Annotated in this window: 10 protein-coding genes; 7 read left to right on the forward strand and 3 right to left on the reverse strand. The window is 43.3% G+C overall.

Annotated elements, in window-relative coordinates; translation table 11 throughout:
• The first annotated feature begins 87 nt into the window (after nucleotides 1–87).
• Complete coding sequence (locus J7I42_RS06110) at nucleotides 88–3,861, forward strand: DEAD/DEAH box helicase (RefSeq protein ID WP_209137882.1); 3,774 nt, start codon at nucleotides 88–90, stop codon at nucleotides 3,859–3,861.
• 223 nt (nucleotides 3,862–4,084) lie between these two features.
• The gene (locus tag J7I42_RS06115; protein ID WP_209137883.1) at nucleotides 4,085–7,105 is read left to right on the forward strand and encodes an outer membrane beta-barrel protein; all 3,021 of its coding nucleotides are present in this window, start codon (nucleotides 4,085–4,087) and stop codon (nucleotides 7,103–7,105) included.
• A 182-nt stretch (nucleotides 7,106–7,287) separates the two neighbouring features.
• Here the strand turns inward: J7I42_RS06115 and J7I42_RS06120 are convergent, their stop codons facing one another.
• Nucleotides 7,288–7,455 carry a hypothetical protein gene (locus J7I42_RS06120; RefSeq protein ID WP_209137884.1) on the reverse strand — a complete coding sequence of 56 codons (168 nt, stop codon included), beginning with the start codon at nucleotides 7,453–7,455 and terminating at the stop codon, nucleotides 7,288–7,290.
• Between the two features lie 147 nt (nucleotides 7,456–7,602).
• Here J7I42_RS06120 and J7I42_RS06125 point away from each other — a divergent pair, with 147 nt between their 5' ends.
• The 3 genes from J7I42_RS06125 to J7I42_RS06135 all read left to right on the forward strand — a co-directional run bounded on the left by J7I42_RS06125 (nucleotide 7,603) and on the right by J7I42_RS06135 (nucleotide 12,962).
• Nucleotides 7,603–8,166: a hypothetical protein gene (locus J7I42_RS06125; protein ID WP_209137885.1), complete on the forward strand. Its 564-nt coding sequence runs from the start codon at nucleotides 7,603–7,605 to the stop codon at nucleotides 8,164–8,166.
• Between the two features lie 102 nt (nucleotides 8,167–8,268).
• Nucleotides 8,269–11,076: an outer membrane beta-barrel protein gene (locus J7I42_RS06130; RefSeq protein ID WP_209137886.1), complete on the forward strand. Its 2,808-nt coding sequence runs from the start codon at nucleotides 8,269–8,271 to the stop codon at nucleotides 11,074–11,076.
• Nucleotides 11,077–11,144: 68 nt separating this feature from the next.
• Nucleotides 11,145–12,962, forward strand: coding sequence for an alpha-amylase family glycosyl hydrolase (locus J7I42_RS06135; protein ID WP_209137887.1), 1,818 nt, complete (start codon nucleotides 11,145–11,147; stop codon nucleotides 12,960–12,962).
• Between the two features lie 364 nt (nucleotides 12,963–13,326).
• On the opposite strand, the gene J7I42_RS06140 is transcribed toward J7I42_RS06135, so the two are convergent.
• Nucleotides 13,327–14,115, reverse strand: coding sequence for a GLPGLI family protein (locus J7I42_RS06140; protein ID WP_209137888.1), 789 nt, complete (start codon nucleotides 14,113–14,115; stop codon nucleotides 13,327–13,329).
• A 127-nt stretch (nucleotides 14,116–14,242) separates the two neighbouring features.
• Here J7I42_RS06140 and J7I42_RS06145 point away from each other — a divergent pair, with 127 nt between their 5' ends.
• Nucleotides 14,243–15,685: a sensor histidine kinase gene (locus tag J7I42_RS06145; protein ID WP_209137889.1), complete on the forward strand. Its 1,443-nt coding sequence runs from the start codon at nucleotides 14,243–14,245 to the stop codon at nucleotides 15,683–15,685.
• Nucleotides 15,682–16,374: a response regulator transcription factor gene (locus J7I42_RS06150; RefSeq protein ID WP_209137890.1), complete on the forward strand. Its 693-nt coding sequence runs from the start codon at nucleotides 15,682–15,684 to the stop codon at nucleotides 16,372–16,374. Before J7I42_RS06145 ends, J7I42_RS06150 begins: the two co-directional genes overlap by 4 nt.
• Nucleotide 16,375: 1 nt before the next feature.
• Here J7I42_RS06150 and J7I42_RS06155 read toward each other — a convergent pair whose 3' ends face one another.
• A complete protein-coding gene (locus J7I42_RS06155; RefSeq protein ID WP_209137891.1) occupies nucleotides 16,376–16,678 on the reverse strand; it encodes a hypothetical protein in 303 nt (100 codons plus the stop codon).
• Nucleotides 16,679–16,690: the final 12 nt, after the last annotated feature.

The following is a 16,690-nucleotide window of genomic DNA, read 5'->3' on the forward strand; positions in this document are numbered from 1 at the left end:
TTTTGCAGATTGCCCTTTTTTGAGTTGTTCCCCTGATTGGGGTGAAAAAAAGATTTGTACAGCGGCAACGGAAATTTAAATTTAAGCATGGCACTACCTCATCTTATTAAGTATGTGTATACCAATGGAACTGATGAAGTGATCCGGAGGGGAAAGAAGATACACGCTATTGGATATGTTGAACTGGTGGACTATGATGAATTACTTGATTCTGTAACCTTCAGGGTGAAAGACGACAGTTATTCCACCTATTATAAAGTTAACATACAGAAGTTTAAGGATGCGCGTACCCTTTCGGTACGTTGTGCATGTCCCTATAATTTAGGCGATATCTGCCGGCACGAAGCGGCCGCCCTTATCCAGCTTCAGGAGATGCTGGATAAAAATATGTTGAAGACCGAAAAGGTTGATTACGATCAGAAGCATACCGTTTTGAAGATGAAATTCATCGATCTCAAAACACTACGGTTGCTTTGTTCGCCTGAAGCCTATACGGAAGCTGAAAAATACCTGCGTACCCAGCGTGCGGATATAGAGTACGCCCAGGATGAAGTGGTGAAAGCCACGGTGACCATCGACGGGACGCCCTGGAAAGTGGTGATCAGAAAGAATGAAGAAAGAAATTTTGATACCAGTTGTAATTATGAAGATGCCCTGCATCCCCTCTGTTTACCCAAGGTGATCGTTTTTCTTCAATTGCTGAATGCATATGGTCCTTACTATTTCGACTCCATTCGCAACTGGGATAAAGAAAAAAATAAATTGCTGGAAGCCTATGGTTATACGTTAAGCGATAACCTTGAAGGCAAGTTTGAATTTACCTATAAAGACGGCAAACCTTTTTTACGTGTACTGGATTCATCCATAAAACGTATTTCACCACAGGATGCTTCGCGCAGCAAACCAAAGCCGGTAGAGGCAGTGGCACCTGATCCAGATGAATCGGTAACAGTGGATGTACCGGAAAAAGGGCCCCAGTATACACATCGTATAGGCGTGGTGTTTAATTTTAACCACGAAAGCTATCCGGGATTCACCATCGACGCCATCAGCGGTGAAATGAATGAAGCGGCCACACAATTTACCGGCAAGGTTGAAAAGCTGGACCTCACCAAATTTGTTAACCTGGAGGTGTACAGTGAGAACGACAGGCAAATGATGCCCCAGCTGCGCAAAATGCAGGAAGCTGAGGTAACCAAATACCTTAACCGTAACTCACCTTTCAGCGGCATTTGGGAAAACATTATTCACCATGAAGAAGATGACCTGCCCGAGGAAACAAAGGCCCTGATGGTGGAATACCTGCATCCCAAACTGAAAAAACTGTTTGCCGATGTAGCAGCCAACCCATTTGTATTTTTTCTGAATGGTAAAAAGCCTTTCAAAACCGAAAACCTGCATACCGCGGGTATAGTTACAGATTTTATTACTCCATTCTTTAAAGTAATTGCCGGTAAAAACAATTATGAAATTGAATGCTGGGTAAAACTGAACGGACAGCAGGTGAACATCAGTGAGAATGGAATCGACAGCAGTTTGCTTTTCTTCTATAACGACAATTTGTTTTTGTGGGATAAACCGGAAGATGTGGGTTTGGTGACCCAGTTCCATGGAAAAGGAAAACTGGTGTATTCAAAAGCCGACTGGCCCGAGCAGTTGCGGAAGATGGTATTGCCCCTTACCAAAGAGTACCATGTTGATTTTGATGGCAGCCTGGTGAGTGAAGTAAAAGACGGCGATCCCGAAAAAAGAGTGGTGCTGCAGGAAAAAGGCGATTACCTCGTATTTCAACCATTGTTCTCATACAAAGGATTTGAAACAAAACCCGGTGGTAAGGATGAACTGGTAATACCCGATTCGGAAAGGGTGGTGATCGTTCACCGGAACAAAGAAAAAGAACAACAGTTTATAAAAAAGCTGGAAGCCCTTCACTCGGGCTTTATAAGACCTGAAGGCGGTCAGCAGCTGGCATTGAAAGGCAGCGATGTACTGAAGAACAACTGGTTCTTCCTGTTTGTAGATGCCATGAAGGATTTAAAGATCCCTGTATTTGGTTTTGATGCGCTTAAAAATTTCCGCTTCAATACCGCGCGCCCGCAAACAAAGATCCATATCAGCAGCAATACCGATTGGTTTGATGCCCGGGTTGACATTGTATTTGGCGACCAAAAGGTAACCATTGCCGATGTGAAGAAGGCACTGGCCAACCGCCAGCAGTTTGTACAGCTGAACGACGGTACGCTGGGTATTTTACCAGAAGAGTGGATCAAGAAATACTCCCTGTTGTTCCGGGTTGGAGAAGGCAAACAAAACCAGTTGCGCCTGTCGAAATACCATATGAGCGTGATTGACGAACTGTACGACAATCGCAGCGAGGAAGAACTGGTATTACGCCTGGAAGAGAAATACGAGCAATTAAAGGGTTTCAACAAAATAAAAGAGATACCGCTTCCTGAACATTTAAAGAGCATACTGCGTCCTTATCAGGAACACGGGTATCACTGGTTACATTATCTCAGTGAAATAGGCTGGGGTGGCATTTTGGCCGACGACATGGGTTTGGGTAAGACCGTACAGGCTTTATCATACCTGAACTATTATCGCACCAGTCAGGGTAAGTTACGTGCGCTGGTGGTTTGTCCAACCACGCTGATGTTTAACTGGGAGAATGAGATCAAGAAGTTTACGCCTAGCTTAACTTATTATATTCACCATGGTGGTGAAAGAACAAGGGGTAAAGATCAATTCCTGAGTGCAGAGATCATCATTACCACCTATGGTACTTTGCGCAGTGATATAAAACTGTTGGTGGAAATTCCGTTCGATTATGTGGTGCTCGATGAGTCACAGGCAATCAAGAACCCAAGCAGTAAGGTTACCAAAGCGGCCTGCTTGTTACAATCGAAAAACAGGATCTGTTTAAGTGGTACGCCCTTGCAGAATAATACGTTCGACATTTTTGCCCAGATGAACTTCCTGAATCCGGGTATGCTTGGAAGTGTGGAATTCTTCAGACAGGAGTTTGCTATTCCAATTGACAAATTTGGCGAAGCCGACCGGAAAGACCACTTACGTAAATTATTATATCCATTTATTTTACGTCGTACCAAAGAGCAGGTGGCCAAAGACCTGCCCGACAAGATAGAGACAATCCTGTTTTGCGAAATGGAAAGTGAGCAACAGGCCATCTATGATGCTTATCGCAACGATTTCCGCGATAAGATCATGGGAACCATTGAACAACAGGGTATACAAAGGTCACAATTGACCATCTTGCAGGGCCTGATGAAGTTGCGGCAGATCTGTGACTCGCCAGCCATTTTGAATGAAGCGGAGAAATTCCCCAATCATTCCATAAAGCTGGAAGAGTTAGGCCGTGAGATCACGGAAGGTGTAAGTAATCACAAAGCACTGGTGTTTTCGCAGTTCCTGGGTATGCTGGCGCTTATTAAAGAAAAATTGAAAGAACTGGAAGTTGATTTTGAATATTTCGACGGTAGCACGTCGGCAATTGACAGGGAACGGGCTATTCAGCGTTTCCAGAACGATGAGAACTGCCGCGTGTTCCTGATTTCGTTGAAAGCAGGTGGCGTGGGTTTGAACCTTACCGCTGCCGACTATGTATACATAGTTGACCCCTGGTGGAATCCGGCGGTTGAACAACAAGCCATTGACCGTACGCATCGTATCGGTCAAACAAAAAACATCTTTGCCTATCGCATGATCTGTAAGGACACTATTGAGGATAAGATCCTGCAATTACAGGATAAAAAACGCATGTTAGCCAAGGACCTGATCACAGACGATGAAGGGTTTGTTAAATCGCTTACCCGCGAAGATGTGGAATACCTGTTCAGTTAATAAAGAGCTGGTTTTCATGAGGTAGTTTTGACAATTTTTCTTCGGAATTATAAAAAAATGCCGCGATATACACATGGAAGTGCGTTATCGTGGCATTTTTTTTTGCGTTTATACGCCAGGTACTTATCCAGACGACTAAAACTTTTTGCCCCCAGCTTTGTTCACACAAGTTTGCCGGCAAAGTGACGTCAAAACCTTTATCTAAGTAATAGTAAACCGATACATGAAAAAGCTTTTTACCCTGTTCTTTTTAATGATCGTATTGACAGCCACCGGATATGCCCAAACTGTTTCGGGCACTATTCAGGGAAAGTTGTACGATAGTCTTTTTGTTGATAACCTGGTAGACGCTACTGTTACCGTTCTCCATGCAACCGATACAAGTGTTATCTCTTATACCCTGGCCGATGCCAAGGGGGAATTCAAGATCAAAAACATTGCCGCCGGTAGTTATCGTTTAATGATTAGCTATCAGGGTTATACTCCCAAGTACATTAAATTCACCATTAAAGCCGATTCTTCCAATATTCAGCTGGGTACTGTTTACATGAGCAAGAAGGACAATATGCTGCAGGAAGTGATTGTAGAGGCGCCGCCCATCAGTGTAAAGAAAGATACGGTTGAATTCAGGGCAGATGCCTTTAAAACAAAACCCAACTCTACAGCCGAAGACCTGTTGAAAAAATTACCTGGGGTGCAGGTAGATAAGGATGGGAATGTAAAAGCACAGGGCGAGGATGTACAAAAAGTATACGTTGATGGAAAGGAGTTTTTTGGCACCGATCCTAAAATGGCTACCAAGAATATCACAGCCGATATGATTGAATCGGTGCAGGTGTTTGATGATATGAGCGATCAGGCCAAGTTCACCCGTATTGATGACGGCAGCCGTTCTAAAACTATAAACATTAAACTGAAGAAAGATAAGCGCAAAGGCTATTTTGGCCGGTTTGCGGCGGGTATAGGCGATAATGACCGTTACACGGTAAGCGGCATGTTCAACCGCTTCGATAACGATCGCCGGATATCGGTATTGGGCGGGTCAAATAACCTGAATAAATCGAGCTTTTCCTTTAACGATATCGTTAGCACCATGGGTGGTTTTGGTTCACGTGGTGGCGGCGGAGGTGGTGGCGGTGGTCGCAGTGGCGGCAGCGGAGGTAGTGGCGGCTTCAGCGGTGGTAGCGGTGGCAGTGGCCGTGGTAATGGCGGCGGTGGTGGAAATGTGAGTTTCAGCAATTTTGGAAGCAGCAATACCGGTATTACAAAAGCTACCAATGTTGGGATTAACTATACCGATAAATGGGGCAGCAAGATCGATGTGACCGGGAGCTATTTCTTTTCCAACTCTGAAAATCGCAAGGAACAGGAAAGCCTTACCCAGCGTACGGTGGAAGACTCTATCTCTTTACAAACTGAAAACATGAATTCAAACAACAGGAACCAGAATCACCGGTTCAACCTGCGGTTTGAATATTATATCGACTCCATGAACTCATTGTTGTATACCCCCAACCTGGTAATACAACATTCTGAGACCAACTCGTATGATACTTTGTTTACCCGGTCCCACTCTGCAAAATATCCGGAGTTTTTAGCCAACCAGGGTCAGAATATTAATAATAACACCCGCGATGGTGTTAACCTGAACAATAACTTATTGTACCGTCGCAAGTTTCATAAACTGGGCCGTACCTTAACGATTGGGTTGAACAATAGCATCAATAATAGTGATGGGAATGGCCTCACATTCGCGCCTTTGCGTACGTATGATTTTTTAGAAAACCTGACAGGTGTAATTAACCAGGATTTTAGATCGACACAAAAGACAAAGTCGATGAACAACGTGCTCAGTGCTTCTTATACTGAACCAATTGGCCTCAACAAGATCCTGGAGTTTAATTACGCGTATACCAACCGGCATTCTACCAGTGACCGGGATGCCTATTTTTATGATTCTGTTTCATTAAAATATGATTCGGTTTACAAGAGCCAGACCAACTATCTGGAAAATGACTTCATTGCCCAACGGGCCGGCGTCAATTTTCGCGTTCAAAACAAAACGTATAGCTGGCAAATTGGCGGCGCAGTTGAACATTCTGAACTGAATAATTTTAACTCACGGGCATTGTATGGTGATACCACCATCAAACAATCATACACCAACCTGTTCCCTACAGCGAACTTTACCTACCAACCCAGTCGCTCAAAGACCCTGCGGTTCTTTTACCGGGGAAGGACCAACCAGCCGTCGGTTAGCCAGTTGCAGGAGGTGCCCGATGCCTCGAATGTATTAGCAGTTTCAAACGGTAATCCTTCTTTGAAACAGGAGTTTGCCCATAACCTGAATATCAATTATAACACATTCAATGCCGAGACCTTTAAATACCTGTCGATTAACATCAATGTAAGCAATACGCACAACAAGATCGTGAACAGCGTAGATACCCTGGTGACTGAGATCAGGGATAAATACAAACTGGACGCTAATACTATTCCACATGGCGCCACTTATACAATTCCGATAAACGTAAATGGGGCATACACCGCCTCTTCGTTTGTAACCTATGGTATTCCTTTACAGGGAAAGCTGAAAGGAAGCAGCCTGAACTTTAACAACTCCATTACCTATAATCGGGATATCAATACGCTGTATCAAAAGAATAACGTAACCAATACTTTTATAGTTACCCAATCAGCTGGCATTAATGTGAATGTGAAAGACGCGTTGATCGTTGGCTTGAATGGCAGCGTGGCTTATAACAAGGCATCGTATTCACAACAATCGATCCTTAACAATGAATATTATACCCAAACCTATTCAGCAGATGTTAGCTATCAATTCCTGAAAAGGTTTGTGTTGTCCACAGATTTTGATTACTACGTAAATACGGGTCGTGCCAGTGGGTTCAACCAAAGTATTCCTTTGTGGAACGGCAGCCTGGCTTATCAGTTATTTAAAAAGAAGAATGGCGAACTGAAGTTTTCGGTGAATGACATCATGAATCAGAACCAGAGTATTTCCCGTACCATTAGCGATGGTACCATTACAGATACCCGTGCAAATGTGTTGCGCCGTTACTTTTTGCTCACCTTTACTTATAACCTTAACAGAGCAGGTGCTCAGCAACAGCGCCGTGGTGCGCCTGGTATGCCCCGTAACATAGAACGCCAAATGGAGCGTCAGATAAATGGTGGTGGTGCAACCGGTGTGCCTGCTCCTGCACAGGACCGCAACCAATAATTGTTAATCAATAATGAAGCCCCCCTCCACCCTCTTCGCCTGCTGGCGAAGGAGGCAAGGAGGGGGCTTTTCTTTTTAGGTACCCTTATAAAATAAAAATCCTCCCGACAGGGTCGGGAGGTTAGCACATACTATTGTGGTTTCAGAGGTAAGTGCTATTCTTTATAATTATTTGGTGTCTATTAGTGGAATTTTTTTCTTGCAATTGATGGCGTGCTGATAGGAGAGTCGCCCAGCATAACTACCGCTAACAAAGCTTTAACAAATCGAACTACGTTGGAAGATGGACGGTAGATGGTCTTATGAATTTTTGCCCGGTTCACATCATAATACATTGTATTCTTTTTCATTGGTATTGCATTGATTATAAATAATAAGAAGGAGCCGTCTATTATAACGGCTAAAGTGACTTTTTTATTGTGTTTTCAGTAATTTAATATTAACCTGCCAAAAAGCAAATTGGTTTTCCTTACTTTTCCAATCCAAACCCTGTTAACATGTGCAAAGTAACACCCATGCTACTGGCTTTATTATTAAGCCTTAGCGCTGGCGCACAAGGCGTTTTTGTTAATGAAACAAACACTGCCCTGAAAATGGTGATCGAAGACTATCCTAATCACTTCAGCAATATAAAAGGCGATCCCATTGCCACTCCTGAACCTGCTATAAACTATAAATCTAAGGTCATTATCCCCGGTTCGGTAAACTGTATGTTAACTGAATCCAAAACAAATGCTGTTTACAGCTGGAAAAGTGAACTGTTCTCAACAACTGATTTTCAAAACGCAAAAGAGCGGTTCAGTAGTTTATATAAAGAAATACATAACACTATCATAAAACTGGCAGGGGAAAAACCTTCCATTCTCAATGGCCAGTATGAAGATCCGGATAAGAATAGAAAACAAACCACTATTCATTTTCATTTTCTGCCCAATACCGGCCTTATTCAAAAGCTGCATGTAGAGCTTCAATTGAGATCAGAAGGTGGCACCTGGAAAATTATGCTGCAGGTATTTGACGAAGCTCCTGCTGCCAGAAGTAATATGCAAACGATGGCCTAAACATTAACCTTCATTAACAATAAACCAACCCTGCTTAACCTTCATTGCCGGCGTGTAAGGATATTTTCGTGATGGCTTTAAAAACACGAAAATATTACCGGTATGAAAAAGCTTTACCCGCTGATCGTTTGCTGTTTTTTATCTTCCATTACCAGGGCACAAAAGGGCGGAATGGTGAAAGGCATTGCTGTAGATACCCTGTTAAAGCAGCCGGTAGTATCGGCCACTATTACCCTGTTACATAAAAAAGACTCTTCGCAGGTATCGTTTACCATGACAGATAGTAAAGGTCAGTTTGAAATGAGCGGTTTGCCCAACGGTGAATACCGGTTGTTGACAACCCATGTGAATTACCATAGTGCCAGCACCCCTTTTTATATTGATGATACACATAAACAGGTGAACCTGGGTAATATCATTATGAACGATGTTACCCGGATGCTGGGTGAAGTAGTGGTTACTGCCGAAGCCCCGCCGGTAACCCTCATAGATGATACGGTACAATATAATGCCGGTTCTTTTAAGACCATCCCCAATGCCACTGTTGAACAACTGCTTAAGAAGATGCCGGGCATTAAGATAGAAAAGGATGGTACTGTTAAGGCACAAGGCCAGGAAGTAAAGAAATTCCTGGTTGATGGCAAGGAGTTTTTTGGTAAGGACCCCAAGATCGCCACGCGCAACCTTCCGGCCGATGCCGTTGATAAAGTACAGGTATATGATAAAATGAGCGATCAGGCACAATTAACCGGTTTTGATGATGGCAACAGTGAAAAGACCATCAACCTGAAACTAAAGAAAGACAAAAAGAAAGGGATGTTTGGGAAAGTGATGGCAGGTGGCGGCACCAACGATCGGTATGAGGGCCGGTTTAACCTGAACTCCTTTAAAGGAGGCCGCCAGTTCTCTGTAATAGGCATGGGAAACAATACGAACGCAGAAGGCTTTTCCTTTATGGATATGTTGAATTTTAACAACAACATGAACAGCATGCAAGGGGGCGGTGGTGGTATTCAGATAGACATTAAAGGGGTGGGGGGCATTAACCAAACTGATAACGGTAATGGGATAAAGAATATCTGGGGTGGTGGTTTTAATTACAACGACCTTATTGGCAACAAAACCCAGTTCACCAGCAATTATTTTTATAACCACTATAATCCCAATACAGAAAGCCATATACAACGGCAATACTTTCTACCTGATTCCTCGTATTACTACAGCCAGAATTCATTTGTAAAGAATGTGAATAACAGTCATCAGTTTAACGGGAGTGCGGATATTCAGCTAGATTCATTCCATTCTATAAAAATATCACCTTCATTAGGCTATCAGCAAACAAGCACTACTACCTTAAGCGATTATAACACCCGGTCACTACTGCAAACGCCGGGTACCAGTGGCCGTAGTTTAAACAGTGTGAATAACCAGGGTTATAATTTCCGCAACGACCTCCTGTTCCGGAAGAAATTTCACCGGGTTGGCCGCACCTTGTCATTAAGCTTGCAAAATAACTGGAATGCAAGCGATGGGGATGGCAATCTTAACTCCAACAATACCTATCGTAATACCACGGGGGTAGTCACAAAAGAAGATTCCATAAAACAACTCAATAATAACAGCAACGATTTAATCAGTTATACGGCGCGGCTGGTATATACCGAACCGCTGTTTAAAAGATCACTGCTTGAATTCAGTGTGGCCAATAGCAACAGTAAGAGTACTGCGAAAAAAACTACCTACGACTACAATATGCTCAGCGGTAAATTCGACAAACTGAACGACCTCTATTCTAACGATTATGAAAATAGTTATGGGTATAATACTGCGGGGTTACGCTGGCGTTTGCAATTGAGAAAATTCAATGCATGGGCTGGTGTGAACTGGCAACAGGCGGAATTGGAGGGTAAAACGATGGTCTTGGGCAAAGATTCCCTCCTTAATAAAACTTTTTATAACTGGCTGCCCAATGCCCGGCTGCAATACAATATTACTAAATTCCGTAATCTGAGATTGAATTATACAACCACTACCAAACAACCTACAGTTACTCAATTACAACCAGTGCCCGATAACAGCGACCCGTTGAATATTAAGGCAGGCAATGCCGACCTGAAGCAGGAATTGACCCATGCCATACAACTGAACTACTTTTCAGTGAACCCCTTTATGAACAAGAACCTGTTTGCCTTTTTTAACGTGCGCAGAACGGATAACAAGATCGTTGACGCCGATACCATTGATTCGGTAGGTGTAAAAATAACCCGTCCGGTAAATGTGAATGGCGCTTATGATATTTCAGGTTCGGTGAATGTAGGGTTACCCGTTCGCCTGTGGAAAGGCACCATAAACTTCAGCGCCAATGGTTCCTATACAAAAAACAGAACGTTCATAAATGGAGCGGAGAATATGATCAGTTCCCTGAATGTTGGTCCGGATGTACGGGTTGAAATAAATGCAAGTGACAAACTGGACCTGTCGATAGCCGCAGGTATTAATTACTACAAAACGCGATATGGGTTACAGCAATCTTTAAATACGGAGTATTTAAACCAGCAGTACAGTACGGAGATAAACTGGCAGTTGCCCAGCCGCATTTATTTTAATACGGAGTTTACCTATGCTATCAACAGCCAGCGGGCCAGCGGGTTCAACTCCAAAGTGCCGTTATGGAATGCATTTATCAGTAAACAGGTCTTACGCTTTAACCGCGGTGAAATAAAGTTATCGGCTTTTGACCTGTTGAAACAAAACATAGGGGTGAGCCGTAATACCAGTCAGAATTATATTGAAGACAAGCGGGTAAAGAACCTGCAACGTTTTTTTCTGTTGAGCTTTACCTACAGCCTTACTAAAACCGGGTTAAGCGCACCAGGCGCTGTCAATGGCGTACATATCATTAATAGATAGCATTTATAGGGATAAGCCATGGTAGCAAAATTGCATTGTAGGAAATGAAATCTACAAACAGTACTATCATGTCAAGAAAAAGCACAACGGTTGCAGCCCCTGTAACCCACATAGAAGGCATGGGTTCAATTCCCCATGATAATGGTATATACTTTAGAGTTTGGGCCCCCCATGCAAAAAAGGTATTTGTTACCGGGGAATTTAATGAGTGGTCAAAGAATAAACACCCGATGACACATGAAGGCAATGGGTATTGGGGAGTGAATATTCCTGAGGCGGCAGTCGGCAATCAATACAAATACATTTTACAAACAGATATGGGTTTGTTGTACCGCAATGATCCCTATGCAAGAGAATTGACCAATTCGGCTGGTAATTCGCTTATTACCGATCCGCATTTTGAGTGGACGGACCATGATTTTCAAACTCCCTCCTGGAATGAACTGGTGATCTATGAAATGCACATAGGAACGTTCAATGTAAAAGAAGATGGGAAGCCCGGAACTTTTGAGACAGCCCGGCAACGGCTGGGGTATTTAAAAGCGCTGGGAGTGAATGCCATTGAAATAATGCCAGCCACGGAATTCCCGGGTGGTTTTTCATGGGGGTATAACTTATCGCACCCGTTTGCCATTGAATCGGATTATGGGGGTGTACTGGGGTTTAAGGAGCTTATTAATGCAGCACATGAATTGGGCATTGCGGTGATCCTCGATGTGGTGTATAACCATTTCGGGCCTTCTGACCTTGACCTGTGGCAATTTGATGGCTGGAGCGAGAATGGCGCCGGCGGCATTTATTTTTACCAGGACTGGCGGGCAGAAACACCGTGGGGACATACCCGGCCCGATTACGGGCGTCCGGAAGTCAGGCAATACCTTCGGGACAATGCGCTGATGTGGCTGGAAGATTACCATGTGGATGGACTGCGTACAGATGCCTTGTTATTTGTGAGGAATGTGCTTGGTAAAAACCTGCCCGAAGCCGATCTGCCTGAAGGCTGGACGATGATGAAATGGATAAATGAAGAAGTGAAAAAACGCTATCCCTGGAAGATCATGATTGCCGAAGACCTGCAAGACAATGCATGGATCACCAAAAAAGCAGACGAGAATGGGCAGGGATTTAATACCCAGTGGGACCCGGCTTTCACCTTTAGCGTTAGGGATGTTTTGAAGGTGCCGGAAGATGAGCACCGCGATCTGGAAAAAATACAATTTGCCCTTACGCATAATTTCAATGGCGATGCTTTTCAACGGGTGATCTATACTGAATCGCACGACGATGTAGCCAATGGTAAAACCCGGGTGCCGGAAGAAATAGCGCCCGGCGATGCCCAGGGCTGGTTTGCAAAGAAAAGATCGGTGCTGGGCGCTGTATTGATTTTTACAGCTGCCGGCATACCTATGATATTTCAGGGGCAGGAGTTTGTGGAAGGTGGTTGGTTTGATGATACTACACCGCTCGACTGGTCAAAGTTCTCCGACTTTAAAGGCATTGCCCGGTTGTACCGCGATTGTATTCGACTGCGTCGTAACATGGACGGGTTAACCAAAGGGCTGTCGGGACAGCATACCCGCATTTTTCATGTAAATAATAATGACAAAGTAATTGCCTTTCACCGCTGGCAGGACGGCGGCCCAAAAGACAGCACTATTGTTATTTTAAACTTTACCAATAAAGAACATAAAGAGTATGTAATAGGAGTACCGGAAGAAGGGGTTTGGAAGGTGCGTTTTAACAGCGATTGGAAAGGCTATGATGAATCGTTTACTGATACCCCGGTTTTTGATGCTGAAACGTTTGAAAGCAAACAGGATGGCCAGGAGTATAGCATCTCCATAAACCTGGGGTCTTATAATGCATTGATCCTTTCACGGGACTAAAATAAAGAGGGCCGGATAGACATCCAGCCCCGTATTAATCCAATATCCTATGAAAAACCGATAGGAAATTAATATCAAAAAAGCACATAAACTATGACCATCATCATCGAAAGCAGAAGTTTATTTATTTATTGATTAGTGCTAATTTTTTTATGGTAGTGCAGCGAAAACATACTGGACTGATCAGGGTATAAAAAGTAAAAGGCCCCGAAGAATCGGGGCCCGTGTTAATCCAATATCCTATGAAAAACCTGCAATGAAAATAGAATGAATTGTATCATTTTTTGATGACGGCCATCACCCTATTTTGATGATTGTGGCAATGCTTTTTATAAGCATTACTATATGCGAAAAGGGAATAGCATCAGTTATTTATACGCATTACTCTTCTGCCGCCATTACGTTGAATATCCTCCATTGTTTTATCTCTTTCTTTAGAAAATTCCTCAGCCGTTACCTTTTTTCCTTTCTTTGGTTCTTTTATAGCAGCCAGGTCTACTTGTTGGGATACTTCAAGAGCTTTATACATGGTGTTACCGTTTATATCGATCTGCAGAATTAAACCTGGTAACTGCCCTTCCAGGTCTGGGCCAGCCGGAACAGGTATGACGGGGGTAAACCAGGCCGTAATATGACTGGTATCGGGGATATCTTTACGGGTCATTTCACCGTTTTCAATCGACATCATACTGCGTTTGCCGGGCCGGGTAGCAACAGCCTGCTGACATGTATACCCCAGTATCTTGCTGGTTTCGCCGGTAAGCTTCCAGTTCAGTTTGTGAGCACTATCGGTAATCAAATACTGTTTGGTGGCAAACTCTCTTTGTTCAACTTTGCGTCCATCGGCAAAATTGAACCAGGTTATGTCATCGTCACCCATTGCAAAATGGAATTGGTTTCCATTATCATTGTCAGGAATTTCATTTACCACATCTTCCAGCATCCGACGCAGCATTTGGTTGTTACCGAAAAGCACTTCCTGTTTTATTATATACTTACGTGGCGGCGGCGGCGGTCCTTCCATGCCTTCGCCGGCAACCGATGTTCTGACCATCATTTGCCGGGTGAACTCATATACTACCCGGCCGCTTTGCTGTTGAGTATACGCCTGCAGGGTTACAAACAAACTGGCAATAAAGTATATCGTTTTCATATTCATTGTTATTTGTTTCAAAACTAGGACAGGGGCCAACGGTATCAGGTTAAAGCACCTTTGATTAATGTTAATTAAGGTTAATGACATTAGTTGGCCGCCATTATTCGGCTACATTTGTAAGGTTATGAACGGCCGCCGCTTGTATTTACCGGTTATTTTAATGTTGCTGGCAATAATAGCTATAGCAACTTTTCAGGTTTACTGGCTTGTAAAGAATTACCGGGAAGAAAAACATGAACTCACCTTTCGCACCAATGTAATTTTCAGAGAAGCTATACAACACCTGCGGATAGAGAAATTAAAGCTGGATACTAATTTTAAACCTGATATTCATTTAAGGACTGCCCGTTATGGCGCAGTGGGTATGATAGACGCCATTCACAAAAGAGTGCAGGATACCCTGGATCGTGATAAAAAGCTACGCGTATTTGTAACGCAGAAAGATGTAGCTTATCTGCGTGAAGACATCCCGGCAGATTCACCTGGTGAAATTCATATTATTAAAGAAGGGCCGGGTCCCGGTATTGTAAGGGTATTGAGTTCTGTAGACTCCCTGCAGGATAGTATCAGTATTCAGGAACTTTCGGTTAAATATGCTCAAATGTTGAAGCAACAAAAAGTTGCTGTTTCTTTTTCAATTACCAGCCAAAAAACTGTTTTTAGGGAGGATGGACTGCTGCCGCCTCCATTTGAGAAAGAGAACGAAGTGATCATCGGCTTTAACCATCCGGTGACCTACCGGCTTACCATATCAAACACCAACCCCTTTGTGTTGCAGAAAATGTGGCCGCAGTTTTTGTTATCACTGGTATTGGTAGGGCTTACGGCCTTTTCGTTTGTATTGTTGTTTCGCAGTTTGATTCAACAACGTAAACTAACAAAGATCAAGAACGACTTCATAAGCAATATTACCCATGAATTGAAAACCCCTATAGCAACGGTTAGTGTAGCTATTGAAGCTTTACGGAATTTTGATGCCCTGCAAGATCCGGAGAAAACAAAGGAATACCTGGCCATTTCCAGTAACGAATTGCAACGGTTATCGTTCCTGGTTGATAAAGTGTTGAAATTGTCGATGTTTGAAAAACACCAGGTTGAACTAAAAGAAGAAGCTGTTGACCTGGCCGTACTGGTAAAGGAGGTAGTAAACTCCATGAAATTGCAATTTGAAAAATACCGGGCGAAGGTAAATGTGCAGTTACAGGGTTACCAGTTTGCCATTTCCGCCGACAGGTTGCATATAACCAGTGTGTTGTTTAATTTACTGGATAATGCATTGAAGTATAGTAAGGAAAATCCTTCCATTCATGTTGAACTAAAAGAGGAGACCGAACAAATTTTCTTATTAGTGACTGATAACGGGATAGGCATTGCCCCTGAATACCATAAAAAGATCTTCGATAAATTTTTCCGGGTGCCTTCAGGCGATACCCATAATGTAAAAGGGTATGGCCTGGGCTTGAGCTATGTGGCCTATGTGATACAGCGGCACGATGGTTCCATTGAAGTAGAGAGCCAGCCAGGCATTGGTAGCCGGTTTATTATAAAACTTCCTGCAATTTCATGAGCAAAACCAAAATACTATACGTAGAAGATGAATTGTTCCTGGGCAAAATTGTAAAGGAAAGCCTGGAAAGCCGCCATTTTGAAGTGGTGATGGTAAGCGACGGCACTAATGTGTTGTCTGTTTTCAGAGATACACAACCCGATGTTTGTGTACTCGATGTTATGTTACCCAATAAAGATGGGTTTACCCTTGCCAGCGAAATACGCGAAATAAACAGCCGCGTGCCCATCATATTCCTTACGGCCAAAACCCAAACAACCGATCTGGTAAAGGGATTTTCAGTGGGTGGTAACGATTATATTCGCAAACCCTTCAGCATGGAAGAATTGATTGTGCGTATTGAAAATGCATTGCGTTTTAAAGAACAGGGTTCCAAACCCCTCAATGGAATAGATACCCTGCAAATTGGAAAATACAACTTCAATGTTGCCCGTCAATTGCTGACGGGTTACAATGAAGAAAGAAAACTATCCTTCCGGGAAAGTGAGCTGTTGAAATTGTTGTACGAAAACCGGGATAAGATCATAGACCGTAAAGACATACTAAACCTGCTGTGGGGCAATGATTCATTTTTTAACTCCCGCAACCTGGATGTATACATCACCAAATTGCGGAGTTATATAAAAGAAGACGATCTGCTGGAAATAATTACCATCAAAGGCGTGGGATACCGCTTTGTTGCAGGATGATCTAACCGATCTTAATTGTTCTGATTGGTTCTTGTTTTTGCGTCTTTCCCAATCTTTTAAGGAACCACATGATGGTGAAGCTGGGAATAAAGTCGGTACCGGGCAGAATTTCTTCTACAAAGTTGAACGCGCCACCCAGGGCACCCTTCCAGCCACCAAATGTTACAAAGAAAATGAGCGCAGAAATGGGCGCCCAAATGATATCGCCAAACTCACCGAAACCGGGGATGGCGTATGTTGCATAACCGATGAGGTCCATGGCTATACAAAATATCAAAGAGGTCGAAGATTGCTGTTTGATCATTTTCTGAATTTA

This window comes from Niastella soli (assembly GCF_017742245.1).
Classification (GTDB): domain Bacteria; phylum Bacteroidota; class Bacteroidia; order Chitinophagales; family Chitinophagaceae; genus Niastella; species Niastella soli.

What these genes read in the sequence shown, in the direction of transcription:
- J7I42_RS06110 (WP_209137882.1), top strand. Translation starts at nt 88, where the DNA reads ATGGCACTACCTCATCTTATTAAGTATGTGTATACCAATGGAACTGAT.
- J7I42_RS06115 (WP_209137883.1), top strand. Translation starts at nt 4,085, where the DNA reads ATGAAAAAGCTTTTTACCCTGTTCTTTTTAATGATCGTATTGACAGCC.
- J7I42_RS06120 (WP_209137884.1), bottom strand. Translation starts at nt 7,455, where the DNA reads ATGAAAAAGAATACAATGTATTATGATGTGAACCGGGCAAAAATTCAT.
- J7I42_RS06125 (WP_209137885.1), top strand. Translation starts at nt 7,603, where the DNA reads ATGTGCAAAGTAACACCCATGCTACTGGCTTTATTATTAAGCCTTAGC.
- J7I42_RS06130 (WP_209137886.1), top strand. Translation starts at nt 8,269, where the DNA reads ATGAAAAAGCTTTACCCGCTGATCGTTTGCTGTTTTTTATCTTCCATT.
- J7I42_RS06135 (WP_209137887.1), top strand. Translation starts at nt 11,145, where the DNA reads ATGTCAAGAAAAAGCACAACGGTTGCAGCCCCTGTAACCCACATAGAA.
- J7I42_RS06140 (WP_209137888.1), bottom strand. Translation starts at nt 14,115, where the DNA reads ATGAAAACGATATACTTTATTGCCAGTTTGTTTGTAACCCTGCAGGCG.
- J7I42_RS06145 (WP_209137889.1), top strand. Translation starts at nt 14,243, where the DNA reads ATGAACGGCCGCCGCTTGTATTTACCGGTTATTTTAATGTTGCTGGCA.
- J7I42_RS06150 (WP_209137890.1), top strand. Translation starts at nt 15,682, where the DNA reads ATGAGCAAAACCAAAATACTATACGTAGAAGATGAATTGTTCCTGGGC.
- J7I42_RS06155 (WP_209137891.1), bottom strand. Translation starts at nt 16,678, where the DNA reads ATGATCAAACAGCAATCTTCGACCTCTTTGATATTTTGTATAGCCATG.